Consider the following 26,022-nt stretch of genomic DNA (forward strand, 5'->3'; position numbering starts at 1 on the left):
TATTCATTGACTTTATTACAGGGGAGACAAAATGACATTTGATACACTGATTGAGAAACTTTCAATAGAGCACAACATTGAACTCCTATCCTGCAAGGATACAACCGATCTGCAGGATGTGTCCTTTATCGATTGCAGGCATCAGCCCGGACAAATTGAAACTCTATATTTTGGTTATGATAAACAATTGGAAAATCTACACTCCCTCCCCCATAACTGTATTCTTTCAAAAATAAATGAGTCCCTGATGGAAAAGGGTAAAAATATGGCATTAGTTCCGGAAGAAGATCTCATCGGTGTCTTCAATGATGCAAAAATGCTTATAAAGGCAAATTCCGGAAGGGGAATTTTTGAAGAACTCACCGCTGTCGCCGAGAAAACCCGCAGTATTGAAGCAGTCATTGACGCTGCTTCAATACGTCTGGAAAATGCTCTGATTTTTTGTGACCGCAATTTTAAAATCATTGCAAGTTCAGCAACCTACCCCGTTACCGATTCGGTATGGCTGGATAATGCAAAGCATGGATACTGCTCCTATGAATTCATTAACGGGGTCAGAGAACTCAAACCGGTTAAAAATGCTTCCTTAACTACTGCAAGTATCGACGTTACATGTTCACTGTCACCATACCGTAAACTTAGCAGTAAAGTATTTCATAATCAGACCCAGGTTGGTTTTATACTAATGCTGGAAGGTGAAAAACAGATTTCGCCTTTTCATTCCGATATGCTTAGCGTTATCAGCCATGTTATCAGCTATGCCATCGCATTTTATCTGCCAAATTTATTCGAGAATAAAAGTCCTTATCATGAGGTATTGTTTGATATGCTGATCGGAGCTCCTTCAAAGGAAATATCCCCCCGGCTGAAAGAACTGTCTTTTCCGGCCGAAATGCTTGTATTATTCATTCGTTCAACAAGATATTTGGGCTCCTCCTATCTAAAAGATACCATAAGCAAACTTCTGACAGAAAGTATACCCGGAACTCACATGACATATATTGATAAAGGAATAGCAGCGGTCATTCCCTGCAACGACGATCCCCAAAAAGTTACCGGCCTGGAAGACTTAAGTAAATCCTGGCATCTCAGGATAGGAATCAGCAATCCCTTCAGAAATATTGAATATTTTTCAAGCTATTACATGCAGGCACATTCAGCACTGGAACTGGGACAAAAATTGAATTCCGGACAGCTGGTCTGCCATTATTGCAATTATCAGATTTTTGACCTGTTTTCCGAAACAAAGCACCCTGAAGCTCTTGGCCGGTTTTGTCATCCTGCGCTGACTGTTCTCAGGCAAAATGACCAGGAAAACAACTCGGAATTGTATAAAACCCTTTGCGTCTTTATTGAAAATTCCTGCAGCATCAAGCTAACTGCCGAGTCACTTTTTATACATCGCAATTCTTTGGCATACCGCTTAAATAGGATCGTTGAATTATGCCATCTCGACTTTGCCGATACAAATACGCTTTTTCTGCTGAGGCTGTCTTTTCTTATTGACCGTTACAACGGGTTAAATACTTTCACTGAATGGGAATAACCTGGCTATTCTAATTGCTCAAATATTTATCAAACCGTTTTGCTGTATTAATTACCTCATTGAGAAAGTCTTTCGTTGTCTGAGCCTTTTCATAATTTTTCTCACTCATTGCCGAGGTTTCTTCCGAACTGGCCATTATTTGTTCGGTGGAAGCTGACAAATGGCCTATGTTGTCTACTATGCGATTGTTTGACCCTGCTAAATCCGTTAACATACGATCAATTTCCGAAATGTGATCTGTTAGGATACCGACATTTTCATTAATTTTCTCAAAATTGGCAGAAACACTTGTGATCAGGCTTCCCTGTACCTCTGTTGACTGAATGGATTCTTTTACATTATCCGAGACTGTTCTTGCATTTTGGTTCAATTCACCAATTATCCTTGCTATATTTTCGGTAGACTGTCTTGTCTGCTCCGACAATTTTCTTATTTCATCCGCTACTACTGCAAATCCCTTACCGGCTTCCCCCGCCCTTGCACTTTCTATGGAAGCGTTCAGTGCCAATAAATTTGTCTGGCTTGAGATGTTAAAGATTATATCCGCAATATCGCGGACCTCATTTGTTTTTTCCTGCAATCGTTCCATTGAGTTTACAACCAGGGAATTTGCATTTATGATTGTGACCGATTGCTCTTCCAATTGATTCATAATATCCAATCCGTCTTTTACAGAGTCAGAGGAGCTTCTGGCAATATCCACCACCTGTTCGGAGCGTTCCACCGTCTTATTGATTGACTGTTGAATGGATTGGGTCATCATGTTTTGTTCTTGAATATTATATGCATTATCCTGTGCTGTTGATGAAATTTCATTAATGGCCGTATTAATGGTTCCCGCGGATTTACCCAGTTCATGCACCAATTCGCTGCTTTCCGATGTCTTGTTTTGAACAATTTTTGCAATTTTAAGAATATCCTCCAGCATTTCTTCCTGCAAAGCCTGCTGGTCTTTAATAGCATGTATGGAATCGTGAGAAAATCTCCCTCCAATGTCGGAGCATTTATATATGGTATGTAAAGTTAATAGTATAATGACTAACTCAAGATAATTCTGGGACGAATAATTTTTATATATAACAACTAATTGGGCCACATAAACAATATTTATAATTCCGCACACTATGCAAAAAATCCTGGAGAGCCGGTTATCAAAAAACAATATGGCAGCACACAGGACAGGTATTGCACTTACTTTTACGAAAGTTGTTCCGTAGAATAACAGGAATATGCCATACACTACCATATAGCTTGTAATGCCTCCCCAGCCAAGTATGTCACTTGTTGGTTTTTTGATATATACCGACCAATTAATAATAACCGCCAGACAACTTGAAGCTATAACAACAGTTCCCACAGCAAAATTTATACTGCCTTTTATAAGATCAAAAGCAACAACACCCATATACAAGGTATAAAGCATTGTTGTTCCCAATGCCATAAACCAGTTGATCACCTTGTTTCTGGCAGATTTTTCATTATACTTTCTCTCATTTATCACCGTTTCTTTTGTATCCATAATCCTCTCCTTAAAAAATGCTTTTATCATATATCACACTAAATTGTTATCGGCTGAAAGCAACAGCTTCATTATGATATAATATGTATATTTGCATAAAGCTTCCATAATAGTTATAGAATATACATTATTGTAATAACTAGCAATGTATACGGTACATAAAAAATTTATTTTTTTTTGTGCGTCACAAATAACGAGGATTTAGATGTCCAGGGCGTCCTTTAGAACACCCTGGCCTCAACAGGCGGCGGGTACCATTTCAGTTTCGCTTGCTGCAGGCTCACTTTTTCATTTATTCCTCCATTTTGATGTAAGGATTATGGATAATAGAGTTCCCGAAACCGTGCCGCTATTGACCGCGAGGGCGATGATGTATTTATTTTTCGTTTGCTTCGAGAACTTTTTAATAAAATCTGAAACAGAAAAAACCAGGACAAAAATGACAATTTTGTCCTGGTTTTTTCTATTTGCTTAAAACTACCTGTTGTACAGGTTATAAATAATAACTGCTGCTTCGGCCCTTGTTGCTGTTCTCTTCGGATTTATCGTATTGCCGCTGCCTTTTATGATTTCTGCTTTAATTAAAGCTGCAACATCCTTTAATGCGTAACCGCTTATCTGCGCCGAATCAGAATAGCCTTTCAACTCCGAATCGGAGGCATCTGCCAACGGTTTACCGGCTTTATCCATTGCTCTTGCCGCAAGGACCATCATGTCCTCCCTGGATATCTTTGCATTTGGATTGAAGTTATTGTTGCCAACCCCTGCTGTAATTCCAAGAGCCTTAGCTGTCGCCAGAGCTTCTGCATAATATGCACCCGGGCTCACATCTGCAAAGTTGTCCTGTGTTTTTGCAGATAACCCCAGAGCCTTGACAAGCAATACTATGAAGTCTGCCCGCCTGATATGGGCAGAAGGATTGAAGGTTGTTTCAGAGGTCCCGTTAATAACACCCTTGGATGCCATAACCTCTATTGCCCTGCCTGCCCATGAGTATTCACCAATGTCTGTAAAGCTCTTCCTGACATATGCCACTGCATAGCTGCCGGAGTGGGTTGTTTTAAATGTTACATTGCCGGTTTCGGAATCATACCTGCCCGTTGGTACCGCTGATGCCTTTCCTTCCCCATCTATGTACCACACGACTATATGCTCCGGATCGGCAAGTTCGGCTGCCGTGGGTGTATATGGTATCTCCATGATTACAGGCGCTTCCGGATTGTTCCATGCCATACTGCTGCCGTTTATATTGACCTTGAGCTCTACTGCAGGTCTCTTGCCTATTTGTGACTTTACTGCCGTGTCAAGCACACCTGTATCTGTTTTTGCTGTGATGAGACTTACACTCTGTGCCCCTGCTGCATCTGACCGGGTGAGCATGTTTCCGGGTACTGTTACCTTACCCAGCTCGGTTGTTATTTCAATTTTCTTTGATGCATTTTCCGACATCACAGCTGCTGCCGGGATGTTCGTTTCATATGCACTTGCTCCTTCAGCCTTCGGTACATTGATTTTTACTTTATCAGTTGCTTTTAGAGCTTTGTTTAATGCCTCGGCATCAATGGTAGTTATTGCTACGCCTGCGCTGTTCACTACAGGTACAGATGCCTGAATTGTACCCGGTGTATTTTCTATGGGCGTAGCCGGCGGTGTTGCTGCCGGTTGTGTTGTTACCGTTGTTCCGGAGGAACTGCCTCCACCGGAATTGCTTCCGCCGGTATTACCGCCGCCGGGATTGTTTCCGCCATCACTTTGTCCGCTCCTGACAGTTACAGAACATGTAGCCGTCTTACCGCCGTCCTCTGTTGTTACGGTTATTACCGCTGTTCCTGCACCCACGGCAGTTACCATACCGTTGGCGTCAACAGCTGCAACATTGGAATTGCTGCTTGACCAGGTTACGTTCTTGTTTACTGCACTGGAAGGTGATACTGTAGCTGTCAGCTGTCCGCTGTCTCCAACAGCCATATACATGGATAACGTGCTGATTGTAACACTATTTACTCTATCTGCTGCTTCCACCAGTTGTTCATACTGCGTTTCTGCGGCTGTCAGCACTTCATAGTTATCCACCAATGCCTTCTGATCATCATTCAGTTTATTATAAGCATCCCTTGCGGCATCAATATCTCCCTTGCTATTCAAGGTAACCGTGCCGATTGCATTAATCAATGCCTTTACTGTTTCAACTTCCGCATCAATAACTCTTATTTCCTGTTCGAACACAAAATCCGGATTAGCAACACTGACAGCTCTTACAATAGCGGTTCCTACTCCAATTGCCCTTATTAAACCTCCATTAGTTACCAGTAGTACACTTTCATCACTGGAAGTCCAGTGAATGTTCTTTATTGTTGCATCATCGGGAGTAATTGAAGCATCAAACTGTGCAGTTGTACCTTTCTCCATAATGGCTGCACCACCTTGTACCTCAAGACTGGAAACAGGTATTGGGGCACCATTATAATCTGTTACCGTTACCTCACAGCTGGCATTAACATTATTATCAGCTGCAGCAAAAGCCGTAATTATTGCTGATCCTGTTGTAACACCGGTAACAACGCCTTTATTTGAAACCATTGCTATTTCAGGATTTGAGCTGACAAATGAAATACTTCCCTCATTTATATAAGGCGGATCTGTAATAACAGCAGCCGTTTTCTTATGGTTTCGTAAAACAGTAAGTTTATCGGAAGCAAACGAAATTGCACTAACAGTTGTTTGTTCCAAAGTTCCATATACTTCAAATTCATATAAGGAATATCCATACGTGGTACCTCTCTTAATGCCTTGCATACGAACGTATCTTCCCTGTACCGGCTGATCAATGGAATACTTTTTCCATCCGGCAGAGCCGTTTGTTTCTGATACTACATTAGTAACCGTATTACTGTCATTGTATACCTGAATGTTGTACTCTTTACCGTAAGCTGCTTCCCAATTTAAATTGATCTGATAAATATTGCAGGGAACACCTAAGTCGATGCTATACCACTGATCATCGGTTCTCGCAGACGCCCAGCGCGTTGATGTATCTCCGTCTATGGCAGCTTTAGGATCACTATTAGAGGAATCATTGCCACTTGTTGTCGCTGTCTTTCCAATTGCAAGATTTTGAAGTACAATGCTTTGCGGTTTAAATGAGATGACGCGGAACTCATAAAGTGAATAGGCAGCAGATGCTTGCGTACCTATCAATCTAACATACCGGTATTCTTTTACCCCATCAAATTCAGTCCATACATTGCCTCCTTTACCGTTTGTTTCAGTATAAAGATCTACCCAATCGGTTCCATTCAAAGAGCCCTGAATCACATAATTAGTCGCATATTGCTGCCAGTTAAGCTCAATTGCTTCAAACTCTTTCGGAAATCCTAAATCGACCTGCAGCCATTGAGCAGGACCTACATTGGATTCCCAACGCGAAAGATAATTACCATCAGTTGCGTTACTAACAGGGTAACCACTCTTTACAGTACTTGCCGTAGTATTTGAGTTAAGTGCAATATTTTGTGAAGTACGGACTTTAATATTTGCACTTACATCTTCCTCCGTTCCAAGAACCTTAGCTGTAAGATCCGCTGTTCCTATGTCCTGAGCCTGCAATTCCCCTGTTAAAGGATTCACTGTGGCAATATCCTTATTTGAAATGGTATAGTATATTTCACCGGTTGCATTCATTGGTGCCAGTTTGACGGTTGGGGCCAAATTATAGTTCATAACCGCTTCAAACTGCTTGTCCTTAAACCGGATCTTATTAATGGGTGCAATTTCATGGACATATGACAAGCTGAGATCAGAAATAGCAATCGAATCAGCTCCACCGCTTATTGTAATCAGCAGATAGTCCGTCCCCTCCTCTAAAGAAGGAATGCTGTAAACCACTTTATCGTAGTCTCCGGAATCACCATCGGAAGTCTCTACGGGAGTAACAGGTGTAAAGCTTTCCCCATCTTTGGAAGATTCAATCGAAACAGCACCGCCATTTACTTTGGAAATAAAAGCAGTTAGCTTTGCATTTTGTATATTGGTATAACTATAAAGCATAGTTGCATTTTCAGAGCCGCTTTTTATCAGAATATCCTTATCGCCCCCGAATTTAACCCCATCTCCCGTTATATAGGCGGCACCGCCTTTTACCTCATATGCTCTGGAATCATCCAGCATGGTATCCATTACGTTACGGTCAGAAGTCCATGCGTAATCTATAACCAGATTTGAAAGCTGAGGCGCCCAAATCTTGGTATTATTCGAGACGGCAATCTTAATAAACTTTATGGAACTATCCAATTCCGCTGAATTGGTATATACAACCTTACTCCACTTATCTTTAGTTACAGTTCCGTTTTTTTCTGCAGGAATGAGAACCCAGTTCTTGTTATCTGCTGAACCATAGAAATTAAGTATGGTATTATCATCTGCATTAGCCAAACCATAATCATATGTAGTCAGTACAATTTTTTTAGGTGAAGGAACATAATAGGTTAAATATTCCTCTCTCCTTGGGTTGGTTTTATCAGCATCATTTCTCTTAAGTCTGGTGGTATCTCCATTATAATAAGTATCTGCATTTGAAGAGTCGAATGCCCATCCTCCGGAATAACTGACTGTCTTAGAGAAGTTTTCAAACTCATCGTTCAAGGTGCGTGTATTTCCGATTGCAAAAGATTTTTCTTGCGATAGAACGCCTTCACCTGAATCATTAATAGCTTTAACTGCAAAATAATATGTTGTATTTGAATTTAATCCTTTGATTTGCGCAGTTGTTTCAGAGGTAACAAGTGATTCGGTATACTTTCCGCCTTCGGTACCGTAAACCAGCTTATACCCTGTTGCCCGCAATGCTTTTGCAAATTCAAGGCTTAATGTATCATCACTTAATGACATATTGGAAATTGCCGTTTCTCCCGGCACCTCAAGCTTTTTAAAAGAAAACTCAGCTTCGATCGGATTTCCGACAGAATTATTGACATCTATCTGAAGTCTGATTGTAGGAGAAGTTTGAATAACTTTAATACGGTCATCCCCAGTAATAATCGAGGTAGCTGCCCGGTTAATATCCACGGTAATTGGGCCTGAATTCCTCTTTGTGGTGTCTGACAGAGCAAAGTTGAGCTTGTTATCATCTTCTTTTATCATAATAGAAGATGCTTTATCAACTGAAAGATAATCTTGTACACCCATTGCATCGATGGATTGATCACCATCTTTCCAGAAATTAGCGCCAAGGGTATGGAGGGTTTTTTCATATACGGCATGTACATCATTATCCTGACGAATTATTTCGGTATCACTGGAACTTGCATAGTTTTCAACCTGCGCTTCGGTCTTTCCGGGCAACAGAACATATGCATAGCTGTCATTTACCGGCTTTGAACCATGATCAATCCACATCGTAAGGTAATTGGCTGATTGAACACTGTCATCAACATTATAAGAACCCAGGTCGGTCCACTTTCCCGTACGGGTTTCACGGACTGCGCCGATTCTGGTCTCCTTCGGAAAATAAACACCAATATTGGAGCCTTTGACATTTCCTTCTATCAATGCCCACCTGGCATTATCGATTTTGCCATTCCACCCAAGTACGTCGGGCTGTCTTTCCCCATTGACGATCAGAGCGTTATCACCAGTGATATAATGGTTGTCAATGGTCGTTTCCACATTTTTATCCTGTGCGGAAGTAATGTCTGTGCCTAAAGCCACAACCTCGTCATCAAACATGAACCACGATTTTTTTGCACTCACTTTTGTGCTGCCGGATGAAATTTCCAGACCGGCAGTGCTGTAAGTACCGTTAAGAGTTGTGCTTCCCGCAAAGGCGTTTGAATTTGTATGGCTGCCCACAGTGGTACCGTTAACGGCAGTTACGCCGGGAAGGCGATACCAGTTAAGCGTTGGTTTTTGATAGGTGAACTGTCCGACATCACGCGTGTAAATATAAGTCTCACCAAGACCTGTGTACCAGCCCTTCGTATTACTGTCACCCACCTCATAGGTTGTGATATCCCTGCTGTACATGGAAAGCCCAAAAGTGAACTTATCTGTAGTATGAACCGTTCTTACACCTTTTCCAAAGGTATAGCTTTTTCCTGCATTCGAAACCGGTTTGATTGAATCATCCTTAAGGATCTCCAGTGTTTTGGAGAGATTATATACGGGGAACATATACCATGCAACACCGGCACCTTCATTCAAAGTGTGTATTGCATTTTCATTATTCATCCATTCCTTTATCATTCCCTTAAGTCTCTTCCCCTCATTCTCAGATACCGATTCTGAGAACAGCAGCACATCAAGGCTGATGGTAATGCCTGCATAGGCATCGGTAGTGTCCGTACGGGTGATTTCACGTCCCCTTACCATATCCATGAATACACCATTATACATAAAAGGTATATAGCTTTTTTCCACAATGGTACTCATATTATCTCTTTCGGGACCGGTAATTTCCCATGGAGAATTATCAAGCATATAAATGAAATGGCTGATATCCGAAAATGCTTCCTTGCCATAGCCGCCATTATAAACAACATTTCCATGCTGCATGAATGTGCCGTCCTCATAATAGCCGTCACCGCTTTTAACATATCCCATGTAGGAGGGAACATCATTTTTTACATATGTAAGAGTTGCACTGTCTTTAAGAAGAATAGCCGAATACATACGGACACGGTCTCTCCACAGAGCATTTGCACCCACATACATATAAGAATCTCCTCCTGTTTTAGTCGTAGCCTTAAGAGCCGTTGCTGCATAAGCCTGAATCTGGTCTGCCGGCAGATAATCATACATAAGCAGAATTGTCTCAAGAAGATAAATGGGTCCGCCTATCTCCCAGGTAAACCAATTCCCATAAGCATTAGTATCTACTCCTACTTTATAATGATTTTTATAAATATAATCAAGTCCACGGAGTATCTCAACTTTCAACTTTTCATTCTGATAAAGTTCACAGCCTTTGGTCTGAAAAGCTAAAGCCATAAACTTAAGACTTCGGATAGAAAACTGGGTATTATTCGAATCACTGTATGCAGAACCGCGATTACCAAGTATATATTCTTTCCAAAGGTAATCATTTGCCCCCCAACCCGGTGTAGGACTGGGATTGATCCTGTCAAGGAGATCCTGTGCTACATTATTTATAGCGTGAAGCAGCTCCTGCATATCCGGGTCCTTAGGATCATAATCTCCACCCATGGCTATATACTGCCATTTTTCCCGCAGTTTATCAAAATCATCGGCTGTTTCCCCTTGTGCAAAAACAATCATATTGCTCAGAACCATGGTCAGCATCATTACAAGAGCTAAAATAAAACTCAACGTCCGTTTTAGTTTCATAACTACTCCTTTCATAAAATATTTTCAAGTGAAAAAATTAGTTTACATTTTTGCAATGTTTGATGGGATGGTACAGACTACTGCTTTAGATGTACAGATTTAAGAATAATTAAAAAAATTTTGAAAGGAATAAAAGGATTATAGGTAATTTTTTTGATTAAAAAAATTACCTAATCCTTTTATTACATTTATTTTAATTATTTAACATCGGCTTTAGTGATTACAGAAACACCGGTATCAGTTACAGCTCCGCCCAGGCTCTTACCCTGGAGAGCATCTACTGCTGCTTTAACTCCCTTTTCGCCCATTACGTCGGGATTTTGAGCCATAGTTGCCAGTATGAATCCATCTTTTATTAATGAAAGGATGGTATCAGATTTGTCAAAACCTACACCGATTACTTCTCCGCCTGCTTCCTGTATAGCATTGCCGGCACCTACCGTAGAACCTTCATTTGCGCCGAAGATACCAACAACTCCTGATGTTATGTAATTAGCCGCAATGTCTTTTGACTTGGCTGCATCTCCTTCACCATACTGAGTTGCAAGAATTTCAAAATTTGATCCTTCAAAAGCTGAACGGAAGCCTGTTTCGCGAGCTACACAAGATGCTGTTGCTGCGTTAACATTTATAATACCGATTTTTCCGGAAGTCTTACCTGCGGCTTCCAAAGCTTTTTTCATCTGTTCGCCGGCAGTTTTTCCGGCTGCTGTGTTGTCTGTGGCAAATGTTGCTTCGCCATCGAATTTTGCTGCAGAGTCAACATATACAATTTTAACACCTGCGGCCTGTGCTTCTTTTAAAGCTGCTGTAACCGCATCCGGACCATTTGCTGCCAGAAGAATGGCATCAGCCTTATCTGCTACCGCGTTATTAATGCATTCGATTTGCTTTGCATCATCTTTAACATCTGGTGCCGACCACTTGTAATCCACATTTCCGAGCTCGGCTGCTGCTTTTTTAGCTCCGGCATCAACGTTAACCCAATATTGATCCATTTGGTCCATTGTGATTAAGTACACTTTGAATTTCTTATCTGCCGCCGGTGCTGACGTTGATGCACCTGATGCTGAAACTCCTGATGCCGATGTGTCGGCAGCTTTATCCGACGAGCCTCCGCATCCTGCCAGCATTGTTCCTACCATTGCTGCACATAACAGTGCGCCAAGTAACCTTTTTTTCATTTCTAGCCCTCCTTTAAAATTATAAAAACATTATTCTATGAATTAAGCTTTTAGCTTAAATCCAACCTTACCGCTGCTTTCATTTTTCCTTTTAGGCTTTCCGGAACGGACCACCACATCAAGCAATACCGAGACAACTACGATAATACCGATTACAATATTCCTGATAGCCACCGGTGCTCCGGCAAATTGCAAACCATTCTGCAAAACACCCCATATGGCGGCACCGATTATTGTTCCAAGCAGAATACCCTGTCCGCCAAGTGTACTGACTCCGCCTATTACTGATGCGGCAACTGCGTACATTTCGTACATATTCCCCGCATCCATAGTCCCCATACCGGATGTAGCACAAATAATCAAACCGACTACCGCTGCACAAAATGAACTTACCAGATAAGCCTTTACCGTAGTTCCTACTATGCTGACACCGGATAATTTTGATGCTTCAATGTTGCTGCCGACGGCATATATGTGACGGCCGGTACGCGTTCTGCTAAGCAAAAAGTTAAATACCGCCCATAGAATGATAGCAATCCAGATTGTGTTGTAAAGACCAAGGGTTTTACCATAATAAAATATATCACGGAAAGTTTTTGCTCCCTCTCCAATGGAGTCGGTATTGTAGTTGTTATTTACAATCTGAGCTATACCCCTTGAAATTGTCATGGTACCCAAGGTTGCAATAAACGGTGGCAATTTACATTTTGCAACCAGCTCACCATTAATAAAGCCCACAGACAAACAGCAAAGTATTGTGATCACTACGGCCACCCAGGGATTTACCCCCTTGGTCATCAAGGTAGCTGAAATCATACAGCTCATACCGACAACAGATCCTATTGACAAGTCGATATTTCCTGTAATAAGTACGAAGGATTGACCAATTCCTATCAAAACAATGGGAGCAATTTGCCTTAATAAGTTGCCTATGTTTTTTGAGGATGCAAAAGTAGGATTTAAAAAGCCAAAAACGATAAAAAGCACCGCTAATCCCACTGTTACTGTCAGTACCTGTCCCATACCTCTTATGGACATAATTTTCTTGAAATAACTTTGTTTTAATTCCCTTCCCATTTTCCCATCTCCTCTGAGCACTATTATTTAAGCCTTAACAGCATCAATTTTTTTATCAAATTTAGTTGCATATATTAGAATTGAATCTTGTGTAGCTTCATTTGTGGGCATTTCGCCTGTTACCTTTCCGTCGCACATTACAATGATTCTATCTGAAATCCCCATAACTTCCGGCATTTCAGACGAGACAAACAATACGCCGATTCCCTGCTCCTTCAGTTCATTCATCAAGTTATATATTTCTACTTTTGCAGCAACATCAATACCTCTGGTAGGCTCATCAAATATTACAACCCGGGAATTTCTTGCGAGCCACTTTGCAACTACTACTTTTTGCTGATTTCCGCCTGAAAGACTGCCGGCATCAACTTCAGTCGTCGGAAGTTTGATTTTTAAATCGCTGACTGCTTTCTCCGACATGCTTTTTTCTTTTTTTCTGTCTACAATGCTCAGTGCATTACATAAGATATCTAAATTGGGGAGACTTATATTATCCCTGACGCTGAGTTTTGTACACAAACCATCTTTTTTCCTGTCTTCAGGCGCAAGGACGATACCCGCCTGAATAGCATCCAGTGGTTTATTTATTGTAATTGTTTTGCCATCCAGGATAATCTCACCGGATTCCTTCGGGTCTATGCCGAAAATTGCCCTCGTGGTTTCTGTTCTGCCGGCTCCCATCAATCCTGCGATTCCTACAATTTCACCTTCATACAGGTCAAAATTTATATTTCTCACCATTTTACCCGCATTCAGATTTTTAACCTCAAGGATTTTTTTGCCTTTTTTGCATTGTACCCTGGGGAATTTCTCTTTTATTTCACGTCCAACCATATTAGCGATAATCTCTTCAAGGGTCGTAGAGGCATAATCCATACTTTTAATAAATTGTCCGTCCCGCAAAATGGTAACTCTGTCTACAATATGTTCCAGTTCTTCAAGGCGGTGAGAAATATATACAATTCCGCAGCCTTCCGATCTTATTTTCCTGATAATCAAAAATAAATCATCTATCTCTTTAGAGGTGAGCGCACTGGTGGGCTCATCCATAATCAGCACTTTCGCATTTGTTGAAAGTGCTTTTGCAATTTCCACCATTTGCTGTTTTGATACTGCCAGATCTCCAACTATTGTGTCGGGACTGATATCAATATTTAAATTGTCCAATACTTTTTTGGCCTGTCTTTCCATTTCCCTGTTAGACAAAACTCCTGATTTTGTTATTTCTCTTCCAAGAAAAATGTTCTCTGCAACCGACAGGTGTGCGCACATATTTAACTCCTGGTGAATAATGGCAACACCTAATTCCTGTGCCTTCTTCGGATTCATTTCATCTATTTCACGTCCAAAGATTTTCATGGTACCTGAGTCTTTTATGTAAACACCGCTGAGAATTTTCATCAAGGTTGACTTTCCGGCCCCGTTTTCACCAAGTAATGCAAGTATTTCGCCCGCTTTCAGATTAAAGCTTACATTATCAAGAGCTAAAACGCCTGGAAACCTTTTAGATACTCCGCTTAATTCAACGATATAATCATCCATCTGTTTCACCTTTCTTATCTGTTTCAGAAATGCCTTTTTTGATATGAAATGTTGTTTACAGGATGAGTATAACACCCCTGACAATGTAATTGTAGGGGCGTTTGTTTGGAATAGGTGGGGCATTCTTTGGGTATTGACCGCCGGTTATAACTTGATTCAATGAATTGATTTTTATTATTCCTTTATGATAGGTAATGTAATCTCTACATCTGTTCCGACATTTTGAGTAGAATAAATATAAATACCATATTTCTCACCAAATATAAGCTTGATCCGGTTATTTACATTTATAATTGCTATTCCGCCCTTTTTCTCTTTTTTCGACTCCATATCATCCAGGGAGTTTGTTAAGAGTTTATTATTAAGTTTATCCAGAGCTTCTTTTTCAATGCCCATTCCATCATCTGAAATTCTGATAATAAGTCTGTCTGAGGTATAGTCTATATGTATCCTCAAATTACCTTTTCCTATCTTCCGTTCAATACCGTGGTAAATGGAATTTTCAACAATGGGCTGTAAAATCAGCTTTGGAAGCTTTAGGTTCAGAATGGACAAATCATCACCATCATCGTCATACTCTATACTTAAGCTCAATTTATCTCCGAAACGGAATTGCTGAATAATATAATAATTTTCAATATTCGATAATTCATCTTCCAAGGTCACTAAATGATCTACATTTGATATGGTGTACCGGAAAAAAGTAGCCAGGGCTTCAGTCATGGATGCAACCCCGTCCATTCCCGCACATAAGGCCTCGCTGCGGATTCCCTCCAATGTATTATATAAAAAATGGGGATTAATTTGGTTTTGTAAGGCCAGATACTGGGCCTGTTTTTTAGATACGTTCAAAAGTGCGGATTTATCAAGACGATCAGATAATAATTCCAGCACCTTGCTTACTGTTTTGCTGATTTTAATATCCTGCTCAAAAAAATCATCTACAAAATATCCTTCAGTATATAATTGCAATAATTTTTCCATTTGACGGTACCGGAGGTAAACTGATATATACCCTATATAAACTATCAGGAAAAAAGCCAGGACAATCAGGACTAAAACAACTTTATAAGAGGGAATGGTAGTGGCAGCAAAACCTATAAGTGCTATTAGCAGGATAATAAACAGCAGTATCATCCATACCCATTTTTTTATGTTATCCAGTAAAAAACTTCTATCTTTATTCATACAGGAACCTTTTAGGAATATATTTTTCTATATTCATTTGGTTTTAAATTTGTATACTTCGCAAATCCTTTTGAAAAATGTTTTGTATCATTATAGCCAACCTCTTCACAAATTGTAGCAACATTCAAATTTGATTCCTTTAAAAGTTCTTTGGCCCTTTCCATACGCACACTTGTTAAATATTCCGAAAACGTCGTGTTTGTTTCTTTTTTGAACAGGGAACTGAAATACGTGGCGTTGAACCCTATATAATCACTGACTATTTCCAGTGAAATCGGCTCTTTATAATGATCTTTGATATATTGCTTTGCCTCACGGATTGGTTTGCTGTCTTCCTGCTGCTTGTCGGCAATCACCTGATTAAATGATTTTATAATTGTTCTGGAAAGTGTTGCAAAGACCTCCTCCATGGAACCGCAATTTTCTATATTCAAACTGAATGTATCAAAAAAATCATCTGAATTCCTGATTACAAATTTATTTTGTCTCAAGTGAAACAAATACAAATTCATGGCTTCTTTTGCCATTTGAATAACTTCATGACCGGTTGTCGATTCCTTATTTTTCAGACTTGTTTCCAAAAAAACAAATGACTCTCTCAGCTGATTTTCCTCCAACCTTTCAAGCGCCTCGATTAACTTCCTGTTAAACTCATTGAATGTGGAGCTGTCAGCCAATTCATTTGAAGACACCTCCGCGCCTTCCACCACTTTATTAACACCAAGTATGAGCCTTTGCTCTATTGCCCACACTGCCGTCTTCATTGAAGAAAAAATGCCGCGGACCGAGTCTTTTGGAATACCTGCACCTATTGTAATTTTAAGATCTTCTATAATATCTTTTTGCAACAGGAGTTCATCCAATAAGGCTTTCAGCGACCGCCTGACGGCTTTCCTGCTGTCTTCACTGCAATTGAGGACAATATAGCACAAATTATTTTCAAAAATACTTTCAATGTCATAGCAATATTCATCGACTTTTTTATGAATGGACTGTAATACCTTGTCCCGAATATATTCCATATTGTTTTGAGAGCATGTATCTACACCATCGATTTTAATGAGCACAACCTGAAAAAAACCATCACAAAAGTTGTAATGATACTTTTCATTAATACTTTCAATACTCATTTTCCCTTCGGCAGAGGCTCTTTTGAATAATATATCGGTAAAAAAACCGCTGCGTATCCGATCTAAATTGTCTTTGATTGAAATACGGTATTGTTCTTCATTGGATAATTTTTTTGTACGTTTTAAATACTCCTCCCGCAATCTGGAGAGTGTATCAATTAATTCTGATTTTTTAATGGGTTTAAGGAGATAATCCCTTACCCCGTATTTAATAGCATTTTGTGCATATTCAAAATGGCGGTATCCACTGATTATAATAAAATCCAAATCTTCACTTATTTCCTTGGCACGCCGGATCATATCAAGGCCATCATAACCCGGCATGCGGATATCGGTAATTACCAGGTCAGGTTTGTATTTTTCAATGGACTGCAGCGCTTCAATACCGTTATGTACAATCGAAACCACTTCCATACCCAGCTTTTCCCAGTCTACTAATTTGTAGATAAGCTGACAAACTTTATCTTCATCATCTGCAATAATAAGTTTCATACTACACCTTTCTTTTTGCATACATATGGACCCGATCAGGGAAAGATACTGCAATGGTTGTTAATACCCAGCAATAAATAATATAATAACAATATAACTTAAAACAAATGATTTTAAAAGTTTAATTAATCACTTTTTATGTAAACATGTAATTTTTTAATAGACCATTAACATCGGCAGTAAGCATTTAATTTTTCAAATTTTGCTTATTTGCCGTGAGCTAACTCTGTCTTAAACTTATCCAGTTCACTGTTCAGAACTATTGAGAGGCTCTCCAGATCGCCTGCATTGTTTGACAGTTCTTCTGCTGATGCAAATTGTTCTTGGGTGCTTGCGGAAATCATCTCTGTTGTGGCAGCCGCTTCCTCTGCGACCGCAGAAATACTCTCCATTGATTCCAAAACCTTACCCTTTGATTCCACTATGCCTGCAACAGATTTTTCCGTTCTTGTTATATCCTTTAAAACTATTTCTATAGAACCGAATACCAGGTTAAATAATTCTTCGGTTTCCTTAACAGCTATTTTTTGCTCATTGACGGCAATATCGGAATTTTTGACCTGTTCGACAGTAACATTGGTTTTATGTTCAATAGAAGCAATAATGTTATTTATGCTGCCGGTAAACTCTTTTGATTTATCTGCCAGCTTCCTGACCTCATTTGCCACCACGGCAAACCCTTTTCCCGATTCACCTGCACGGGCGGCTTCAATGGCTGCATTCAATGACAAAAGATTTATCTGCTCTGAAATTGAGTTCATAATCTTAAGTATTTTTTGTATCTCCTGCATACTTTTACTCAAATCATAAATATTTGTTGAAACTTTATTAGTGGTATCACTTACCTGGGTTGACTTTAAATTAAGAGTATCAATGGTTTTTAACACATCTGTATTCAAGTTTTTAATTTTATTGGCCAGAATCATTACTTTAGCTATGTCATTTTCAACAAGTGTAATACCCTCCGATAGCTGCTCCATATTACCGACGCTGTCATTTATTTCGGCAGCCTGATCCGCCGCACCCCTGGCTATCTGTTCGGCTGTCAAAGCCACCTGCTCCGAGGCGTTATATGTGGATTTTGAAGCAATTGAGATCTTGTTCGCCACGCTCAGAACACATTGCGTGGAACTTCTGACATTTGCTATAAGTGAGTTTATATTCAAGAGCATATCATTATAATTGCGGCATACATCCGCTATTTCATCTTTTTCATTATCCTGGCTTTGCTCTGTCAAATCACCGGCTTTTGCCTTTTTCATTATCTGGACTAATTTATTCAAAGGTTGGGAAACACTCCGGGCAATAACAATGCACAATGCAAATGCGATTATGACACATATAAACCCGATAATGGAAATATTTGTTCTAAGCTTGTTTGCAGCACTGTTTAAATAATAATATGGGATAATTGAAATAACAAACAACTGTTTATCTCTATTTATTTGAGAATACGTAACCAGTCCGGCGCTGCCTCCAATATTCAAATCCAGGTTACCGGCTTCCAATCCGGTTGAGCCTTCTTTAATATTCTTCATAATATTATCTGCAATTAACGTTGAAACTTCTGTGGCTTTGCCTGTGGGATATTCTTCAAGTGATCTTGATGCTATTATCCTTCCATTGTTATCTGCAACGAATATGGGGAAAGCCTTTTCAGTCTTTGGATCCTTTCCGATGTCCAATTTTTCAAATGCACCGGCAAGATAATTGTTTTTTGGAATTAAAACCATTTTGGCCAAAACATTTTGTTTATCCGTAATAGAAGCAATATTTTGCTGTATACCGTAATAAGAAGCTATACCGGAATTTGAGGGATCAACTTTAAAGTCGGACCACTCAAGCCGCTTCAAGTCTTTTTTGGATATTGCCCCGATATCAGGAGACACACTTGCAGTATTGTAAGCTTCTACCTGGGTAAAGCCGTTTCCATGAAATATTCCACAATAAGCTATATCATTTGAAGCTGCAAATTTGATTGATAAGAAGCTTTTCAGCGTTCGTGACTGGTCCAGTTGTATAAATTTATCCCCTGCCCTATATTTGCTCAGTGCATCCTGAACAGCAGCGTTCAAGCCTATATCCAGAAAATAATCTTCCATCCTTTTAATCTCATTATTCAGTATAACACTTGTCTGGCCCATAACCTGTAAAGAGTCTGTTCTTACTCTTTCATTCATTGTATTAGTTGAGCTGCTATATGAATATATGCTTGTGATCAATAACATTGCTATTAACAATAGAACAAAAGACGCTATTAATCTGGTTTGTATTTTAAATTTTCTTAGAAGTATAGATCTGCTCTCAAATCCAGATGTATCTTTTTCAAATAATGAAGTAATCGATTGCTTGATTTTAGCTCCTACAGGTATTACTTTCATTAAATCTCCCCCAAATATTTCACCGTTCTTATCCGTTTTACAATACTTTATGAGATGTTTACAAAATGAGTATAACACCCCTAAATTTGTAATTATAGGGGTGTTTGTTTGGAATAGGGGGGATGTTCTTTGGGTATTAATCGCTGATTCTGATTTGACTGAAGGTATCCGGAAAGTATTCTTCCTTGATTGTACCTTCTTCCAAAAGCAATAGCCTGTCGGCTACATACAGGCTGTCAGAAATACTTACAGCAAGTATAACAACCGCAATTCCCTTGCGTTTTAAAATTCTGATCAAATGAATGATATGACTTCTTACATACATATCCGCATTGGAAAAAGGCTGGACAACGAAAACAATTTTTGGGTTTAACAAATGAACTCTGTAGTAAATTAAATTGTAAAGTGATTTTTTATCCAGTTCCCTTAAATCATTTGCATATACTTCATTACCTAATTCTTTATAATATTCAAGCTGAATGCTCCTTTTAACTTTTTCTGTAATATTGCTTCTATTGGTTTTTTTATCCAGCAGAAAGCAAAAATTATTAATATAACTCATATCATAAAAAAGCATTGAGCTTAACGCATCTTCTCCGATAACCACTATTTCACTTCCAAAATACCTGTACATTTTCTTAGGGTTTAATATCTTATGTCCCAGTTCAATGACTCCTGATGCCAGCTCCTGCTCACCGCTCAAAAAATTAACAGTATCCAGCTGCAGTTTACTGCTTTTGTCATACAATACGATACACTCTCCGGCTTGAATTGAAAATGAAACCTTATTCAGGTAGCTTGTGCTTATATTGTGAAAATATATCGTATCCTTGTTATCCTTGTTTTTAATGGCAGGCTGGGTATCTTTTAATGAGATGGTGTACGGTAATATTTTTTCATCCGACATTTCCTTTTTATCCAACACTTTAATTATTCTTCCGTCTTGCATTAATACTGCTCTATCACATATGGGAAAAATCTCCTCATGATGATTTCCAATATATATTATGGAATAATTCTTTTTTGCCATTTTGATTAACAGTTTTTTAAAGTTCTGAAAATCATCGGCACTTAAAATATTACTCAAGTCATTGACTATAATAAGCCTTACCCCTTGTATTACTGCTTTTAATACTTCTGCCACACATCTTTCATATTCCGTTAAATCCATGCAAACGGCTTTGGGCTCCAATGTTACTTCCAACTCTTTCAGTAATTGGTTTAACTGTATTCCTAAAACTTTTTCGCTGATGATGTACTTTTTGAAGCCTTTCCTAAGTACAAATACATTATCTGTTACAGTTAAGTCATTTATCAGCTTGCTCTCCTGATCGATCACATATACCTTATTATCAGATCCGTCACTATAATGATAACTGTTTACTAAAACATTGGAAAAATAAATCCGCCCGAACTTTATGGGCGTATTTTTACATATAAGATTGACCAACACATCTTTTCCATAGTCATTCACTCCAATCAGGCCCAGTATCTCCCCCTGGAACATATGAATATTAAAATTATCAAGATTTGTCATATTCGGATCTTCACTTATAACATTTTCCATTCGAAGTATTTCTTTTTTCATACTGTTATTCCTTAGCCCATTTACTTAAATAATATCGCTACCATCAATTATATATTATCAGGTAACTATTTTAGATTACAAGCTTCAATGGCATATTTCATATCTGCATCCCCCGCTTATACATCCAAACCTGAAAGCCAACTTGACAAAAAAGCGGTCAAAACCCTTCATTCCAGTTTTTCGTATTTCATTTTCAGTGCTCATTTTCATTTATAAAAATTATTGAAAGCATCACCTTCATATGTTATAATTGCTGGATGTTATGACTAATATGAGAGCTGGTAAATAAATGAGATTACGCACAAATTTTCATACCGAACGGGACTTTAATCTGTTCCTGCTTGCGGGGCTGTTCTCCGGAATCGGCGCAGGCATCAATGTATCAATATTCAACAATTACTTAAGTGATATATTCAAACTATCCGAGGATGTCAGGGGTTTCCTTGAGGTGCCCAGAGAAGCGCCGGGTTTCTTTATTATGTTGGTTCTGGCTGCATTAAGTTTTTTAGGCGATGTACGGATTGCCATGATCGGTATGGCAGCAGCAGGGCTGGGTATGCTTGGACTGGGCATGCTGTCGCCCACCTTTGCGATTATGATCATCTGGATGATGATGTACAGCTTGGGTACACACATGGTCATGCCCGTTACACCATCCATCGGCATGTCCCTTTCCAATCAGGAATCTTTCGGAGCCAGGCTTGGAACAGTCAGCGCTTTCAGCTTATCAGGTAGTATCATTGCCTACGTTTATATCTTTATAGGTTTTAACTTCATGCATATGACTTATCAGACCGCATTTGTTTCCGGAACCGTTGCCTATGTGTTCGCTGCTTTTGCAGTGGGCATGATGAAGAAGGGCGGACCGGAAGTCAGAAAAGTAAAATTTGTTTTCAGAAAACGTTATTCTCTCTATTATGTACTGGCCGTTATCAGCGGCGCAAGAAATCAAATTTTTCTGACGTTTGCGCCGTGGGTACTGATAAAGGTGTTTGACGTAAAACCCCAGATGTTTGCAATCCTGGGTATGGTGGTGGCACTTATCAGCATAGGCACGCGGAAGCTGATCGGTAAATTGATTGATAACCGTGGTGAGCGTTTCGTGCTGACTTTCGAAGCTATTCTGTTGTTTGCCATTTGTCTGGGCTATGCATTCTCGGACAGAATTTTCTCTGCCAGTGTCGCCGTGATAATAATTGCCGGCTGTTATGTCATTGACAACTCCATGTCTGCAGTCGAAATGGCACGTTCAACATATGTAAGGAAGATTGCAATTGATCTTGCCGACGTAACCCCGACGCTGTCCACCGGTGTGAGCCTGCAGCACATCGCATCAATGGTCATCCCTATTTTCGGAGGTCTCTTGTGGCTGGAGGTGGGATATCAGGCCGTATTTATGGCAGCAGCCGTAATTGCGTTCCTCAACCTGGTTCTTTCGAGAAGAATTAAGATTGAGTCAGATGCAGCTTAAAAAATCCCCAATCTTACAGTTACTGGAATAAAAGATACAGCTTAAACTGATAGGGTCTTGACGGGAATTTCTTGCTCAACATGTTATTTGTTCTTTACGGCTTCAATCCAATTTATTATTGTATCATGGTATTCTCAATTACATATTTCATTCATTATGTTCATACAAAATGATACTCTCAATATGGTTCGCGAATCTCCTCAGTTCCTTTTCCTGAACTGCATTTATTTCGCCGGCTTCATACATTCTGCGTATTTCAGAGCGTTCGGCATCCAATACCTTGAACCGCAACTCTTCCTTTTGCCTTTCGAGCCTGTCATTATACCGGTCCCCCGTACGTTTGAATGCCTGCAGCATTTTCTCATAATCCAGAAGTACTGTATATACATACTCCGGTTGCTCCTGTGTTTTGGCATACTCCTCCAAACCTTTAACAGCCTCGGCCATAGCCCTCATCTGGATATCCCTGACAATATGCAAATTGTCCAGACCGGCAACGTTATGCCTGTGATGTTTCCCCCCCACTCGGCCGATATCGCGCATAGCCCGTTTTAAGAAAAATATTCCGAAATGCAGATTATTATCCAAAGTTCCTTCCCGGTAATCAAGAAATCGGGTCAGGGTGTCAAAAACCATTATGTCTATTTCATCATTGTCCCAAAGATTTTTGATGTACTTTCTTTGCAGGTTTAAAGCCAGCAGCTGTGCCTCATTTGTTTTCCGGCTGTAATGTTCCGCATGCTGTTCATTGGATTTCTGCTCCGAAAGATTTCTCTGAAAACTGTGTGTATATTCATTTATCAGCTGCAAAGCCGCAAACTCATTTTCAGCATTTGTCTCTGCTTTAATTTTTTTAATTGCCGACATCAGAAGTTTATTTTTGGCTCCGGTCAAATCCGCACGCTCCCCGGCACCTCCGGCAGGAGCTTCCTTTTTGCAGAGCAAAGGCAAAAAAACCATCGCAAGAATTAATAACAGCAGAATTACTCCAGCAGCAATAAAAATAAGCAGCGAACGCGCCGGAAAGGTTTCTCCGTTTCCTAAAACCGCCGGTACGGTAAGGACGCCGGCCATGGTTACCGCACCGCGTACACCTGCGAGGGTCGTAATCAGGGCTTCCTTTATATCGGGCTTTTCCTCCCCGCTTCTTTTCCTGAAATAATAATTTAAAGCTTTGTTCCCAAAGGACCATACAAAACGGATGGCGAGAACTGTAAATCCGATAACCGCCACATAGCCAAAGGCCAGCCAGTTCCCCAAATCCGGGTTGGAAATGGTATCCAGCATTGCAGAAGGAATATCCATCCCTAATAATATGAATACAAATCCGTTTAAGACGAACAAAACGATGGACCACGTGTTTTCTGTAAGCAGTTGCTCTTCAGCCATGTGTGTTTCGGTATGTTCCCTGACAATGGAGTGAATTATTCCGGCAGCTACGACGGCGATGACTCCCGAAGCATGCAGAACATGCTCGGTAACCATATAGATGCCAAACGGAGTCATAATCTGCAGCAGCGAATGGAACACCGGATCATTTATCCCGCTTTTGCGCAGTCTGAATCGGACGAAAGTTATTAACAAGCCGAGGAATATACCTGCAACAGCCCCAATCAGGAAGGTATAAGAAAAGTCCAATACCGCTTCCCGGAGTGAAAAATATCCGGTGACGGCTGCTGCTATGGCATATTTAAAGGCTACAAGTCCGGAGGCATCATTGATCAGCGACTCTCCCCTCACAAGAGCCATCACCTTTTCGGGTACTCTTATCTTTTTGGCAATGCCGTTGACCGCAACGGGGTCGGTGGGAGACAAAATGGCTGCCAGGGCAAAAGCGGCAGCCATAGGAATAGCGGGTATGAGCCTGTTGATTACAAAACCGCAAAGTATGGTGGTAAGTATAACAAGAATGAAGGCATTGCCAAAGATCTGAGATCTCATCCCCCATAATTCTTCACGTGAAAAATGCCGGCCGTCGTTGTACAAAAGCGGTGCAACAAACAATAATAAAAACCATTCTGCACCGATTTCAAAAGTATAATTCCCTATGCCCAGCGCTACAATTACCCCAAACGCTATTTGCGTCAAAGCCGTGGGGATAGACGGAATATAATGACCGACAACATTGGATATCAAGAGCCCAAGCATTAATAATAAGATGATTGTTAGTAATTCCACAATTAAGTCCTCCGCTTATAACCAGTAAATAACTTAGGACAATTTTACCTTTTTAGCATAAATTCTGCAATATGCAAGTAGAAAAGCTTGTAATCTGTCCTTTTCCATCAACTCCGGAAATTTTGAAATGACAATAGAATTACCGGATAGGCTTATCAGCAAATTAAAAATGCGGACCTCCAATTTCTATGATATGATTGTCAGGATCATACATTCGAAATATTTTCTGCCAAGGTAATTATTATTCACCTTTCTTTAATTTTTTATTGTAGTACAAGTCATAGTGACTATAATGACTCCATTCAAAAACCTCAGGGTTTGATAATAATTTTGCCGCTTCTGCGGTAGGTATCGTCTGTAAAAACACGCTGAATATCGGACAGCGGTAACGTATCGGTAATTAGATCCCTGACGTTGATTTTCTTTGAGCTCAACAGGCTGACCGCTCTCTGGTATGTATACGGATTGATAAATGAGGCTTTGATTGAAACTTCCCGTTTGAACAGGTCGAAAGGAGCCAGCGGAATTTGGCAGGCAGGATCAGTCAGACCAAAAAGCATAGCTGTACCTCCTTTGCCGGCGTATTGGACAGCGTCTGCCATAGTGCTGCTCAGTCCCACGCATTCAATTGTCACGTTTATGTGCTGTATAAATTGTTTTTTGAGAATGTCAGGTATATTTTCGGTTAAGGGATCAATTGTAATGTCAGCGCCAAGCTTCAACCCAAGCTCTCTTTTTTCTTTAACCGGTTCAACCAGGATCAGGGTGGAAGCGCCGCTGATGCGTGCCAGCTGAAGCATAATTTGTCCGATTGTCCCGCCGCCGATGACCATGACGGTGTCTCCCGCTTTTATTCCGGACAGATCAATACCGTGAAGACAGCAGGAGATGGGTTCTGCCATAGCCCCTTCCTCAAAAGACATTTCCTCCCCCATTTTATATACCTGCTTTTGGTTTACAGTGCAATATTCGGCAAATCCGCCGTCTGTTGTGGTGCCGATTCCTATCATATCCTCGCAGAAATGCGCACTGCCGGTTCTACAATAGTAGCACGCTCCGCACATGTCGTTAGGGTCTATACATACTCTGTCTCCGGGATGAAAATCCGTCACACCGTACCCCACTTCTTCGATAACGCCGGAAAACTCATGCCCCAGGATAGTAGGCGGCGTGCACTTTGCGGCGCCTTCCGCTCCGGAATAGATGTGCAAATCCGTGCCGCACACGCCGCAAGCCATGACTCTGATCCGGACTTCATCGCGGTCCGGTTCGCGTACCTGAACTTCATCAACCCTGATATTTTTTGTTCCGTAAAAAATAGCTGCTTTCATTTTAAAATTCCTTTCCCATTTTCAATATTATGCAACACTCTTTTGCAAATATAG

The 26,022-nt window shown here is 40.2% G+C and carries 13 protein-coding genes; 2 read left to right on the forward strand and 11 right to left on the reverse strand.

Features of this window, described 5'->3' with window-relative positions:
- Positions 1 to 31 precede the first annotated feature (31 nt).
- Entirely contained in the window at positions 32 to 1,546 is a 1,515-nt protein-coding gene (locus T344_RS0126715) for a PucR family transcriptional regulator (RefSeq protein WP_027631249.1), read from the forward strand.
- A gap of 10 nt (positions 1,547 to 1,556) precedes the next feature.
- Here the strand turns inward: T344_RS0126715 and T344_RS29430 are convergent, their stop codons facing one another.
- From T344_RS29430 to T344_RS0126765, 9 genes are all read right to left on the reverse strand, one after another.
- A complete protein-coding gene (locus T344_RS29430; RefSeq protein WP_051572324.1) occupies positions 1,557 to 3,065 on the reverse strand; it encodes a methyl-accepting chemotaxis protein in 1,509 nt (502 codons plus the stop codon).
- A gap of 477 nt (positions 3,066 to 3,542) precedes the next feature.
- Complete coding sequence (locus T344_RS29435; RefSeq protein ID WP_034863360.1) at positions 3,543 to 10,406, reverse strand: polysaccharide lyase family 8 super-sandwich domain-containing protein; 6,864 nt, start codon at positions 10,404 to 10,406, stop codon at positions 3,543 to 3,545.
- Positions 10,407 to 10,603: 197 nt separating this feature from the next.
- Positions 10,604 to 11,590 carry a substrate-binding domain-containing protein gene (locus T344_RS0126735; protein ID WP_027631251.1) on the reverse strand — a complete coding sequence of 329 codons (987 nt, stop codon included), beginning with the start codon at positions 11,588 to 11,590 and terminating at the stop codon, positions 10,604 to 10,606.
- A gap of 42 nt (positions 11,591 to 11,632) precedes the next feature.
- On the reverse strand, positions 11,633 to 12,667 hold the full coding sequence (locus T344_RS0126740; protein ID WP_004624934.1) for an ABC transporter permease: 1,035 nt from the start codon (positions 12,665 to 12,667) through the stop codon (positions 11,633 to 11,635).
- Between the two features lie 27 nt (positions 12,668 to 12,694).
- A complete protein-coding gene (locus tag T344_RS0126745) occupies positions 12,695 to 14,209 on the reverse strand; it encodes a sugar ABC transporter ATP-binding protein (protein WP_027631252.1) in 1,515 nt (504 codons plus the stop codon).
- Positions 14,210 to 14,383: 174 nt separating this feature from the next.
- Positions 14,384 to 15,397, reverse strand: a complete 1,014-nt coding sequence (locus tag T344_RS0126750) for a sensor histidine kinase (protein WP_034863363.1) — start codon at positions 15,395 to 15,397, stop codon at positions 14,384 to 14,386.
- A gap of 11 nt (positions 15,398 to 15,408) precedes the next feature.
- Complete coding sequence (locus tag T344_RS0126755; RefSeq protein WP_027631254.1) at positions 15,409 to 17,019, reverse strand: response regulator; 1,611 nt, start codon at positions 17,017 to 17,019, stop codon at positions 15,409 to 15,411.
- A 206-nt stretch (positions 17,020 to 17,225) separates the two neighbouring features.
- Positions 17,226 to 19,400 carry a methyl-accepting chemotaxis protein gene (locus T344_RS0126760; protein ID WP_027631255.1) on the reverse strand — a complete coding sequence of 725 codons (2,175 nt, stop codon included), beginning with the start codon at positions 19,398 to 19,400 and terminating at the stop codon, positions 17,226 to 17,228.
- Between the two features lie 136 nt (positions 19,401 to 19,536).
- A complete protein-coding gene (locus T344_RS0126765; RefSeq protein WP_027631256.1) occupies positions 19,537 to 20,988 on the reverse strand; it encodes an ATP-binding cassette domain-containing protein in 1,452 nt (483 codons plus the stop codon).
- Positions 20,989 to 21,277: 289 nt separating this feature from the next.
- Between T344_RS0126765 and T344_RS0126770 the strand changes: the two genes are divergently transcribed.
- Positions 21,278 to 22,459 (forward strand): MFS transporter, encoded by a 1,182-nt coding sequence (locus tag T344_RS0126770; RefSeq protein ID WP_027631257.1) that lies wholly within the window; start codon positions 21,278 to 21,280, stop codon positions 22,457 to 22,459.
- Between the two features lie 147 nt (positions 22,460 to 22,606).
- On the opposite strand, the gene T344_RS0126775 is transcribed toward T344_RS0126770, so the two are convergent.
- Both T344_RS0126775 and T344_RS0126780 read right to left on the reverse strand, forming a co-directional pair.
- Positions 22,607 to 24,637: a Na+/H+ antiporter gene (locus T344_RS0126775; RefSeq protein WP_027631258.1), complete on the reverse strand. Its 2,031-nt coding sequence runs from the start codon at positions 24,635 to 24,637 to the stop codon at positions 22,607 to 22,609.
- Between the two features lie 311 nt (positions 24,638 to 24,948).
- Complete coding sequence (locus T344_RS0126780) at positions 24,949 to 25,968, reverse strand: zinc-dependent alcohol dehydrogenase family protein (RefSeq protein WP_027631259.1); 1,020 nt, start codon at positions 25,966 to 25,968, stop codon at positions 24,949 to 24,951.
- Positions 25,969 to 26,022 lie beyond the last annotated feature (54 nt).

It is taken from the genome of Ruminiclostridium cellobioparum DSM 1351 = ATCC 15832 (genome assembly GCF_000621505.1).
GTDB lineage: Bacteria > Bacillota > Clostridia > Acetivibrionales > DSM-1351 > Ruminiclostridium > Ruminiclostridium cellobioparum.

What these genes read in the sequence shown, in the direction of transcription:
- T344_RS0126770 (WP_027631257.1), top strand. Translation starts at nt 21,278, where the DNA reads ATGAGATTACGCACAAATTTTCATACCGAACGGGACTTTAATCTGTTC.
- T344_RS29435 (WP_034863360.1), bottom strand. Translation starts at nt 10,406, where the DNA reads ATGAAACTAAAACGGACGTTGAGTTTTATTTTAGCTCTTGTAATGATG.
- T344_RS0126760 (WP_027631255.1), bottom strand. Translation starts at nt 19,400, where the DNA reads ATGAAAGTAATACCTGTAGGAGCTAAAATCAAGCAATCGATTACTTCA.
- T344_RS0126755 (WP_027631254.1), bottom strand. Translation starts at nt 17,019, where the DNA reads ATGAAACTTATTATTGCAGATGATGAAGATAAAGTTTGTCAGCTTATC.
- T344_RS0126715 (WP_027631249.1), top strand. Translation starts at nt 32, where the DNA reads ATGACATTTGATACACTGATTGAGAAACTTTCAATAGAGCACAACATT.
- T344_RS0126780 (WP_027631259.1), bottom strand. Translation starts at nt 25,968, where the DNA reads ATGAAAGCAGCTATTTTTTACGGAACAAAAAATATCAGGGTTGATGAA.
- T344_RS0126745 (WP_027631252.1), bottom strand. Translation starts at nt 14,209, where the DNA reads ATGGATGATTATATCGTTGAATTAAGCGGAGTATCTAAAAGGTTTCCA.
- T344_RS29430 (WP_051572324.1), bottom strand. Translation starts at nt 3,065, where the DNA reads ATGGATACAAAAGAAACGGTGATAAATGAGAGAAAGTATAATGAAAAA.
- T344_RS0126735 (WP_027631251.1), bottom strand. Translation starts at nt 11,590, where the DNA reads ATGAAAAAAAGGTTACTTGGCGCACTGTTATGTGCAGCAATGGTAGGA.
- T344_RS0126765 (WP_027631256.1), bottom strand. Translation starts at nt 20,988, where the DNA reads ATGAAAAAAGAAATACTTCGAATGGAAAATGTTATAAGTGAAGATCCG.
- T344_RS0126740 (WP_004624934.1), bottom strand. Translation starts at nt 12,667, where the DNA reads ATGGGAAGGGAATTAAAACAAAGTTATTTCAAGAAAATTATGTCCATA.
- T344_RS0126750 (WP_034863363.1), bottom strand. Translation starts at nt 15,397, where the DNA reads ATGAATAAAGATAGAAGTTTTTTACTGGATAACATAAAAAAATGGGTA.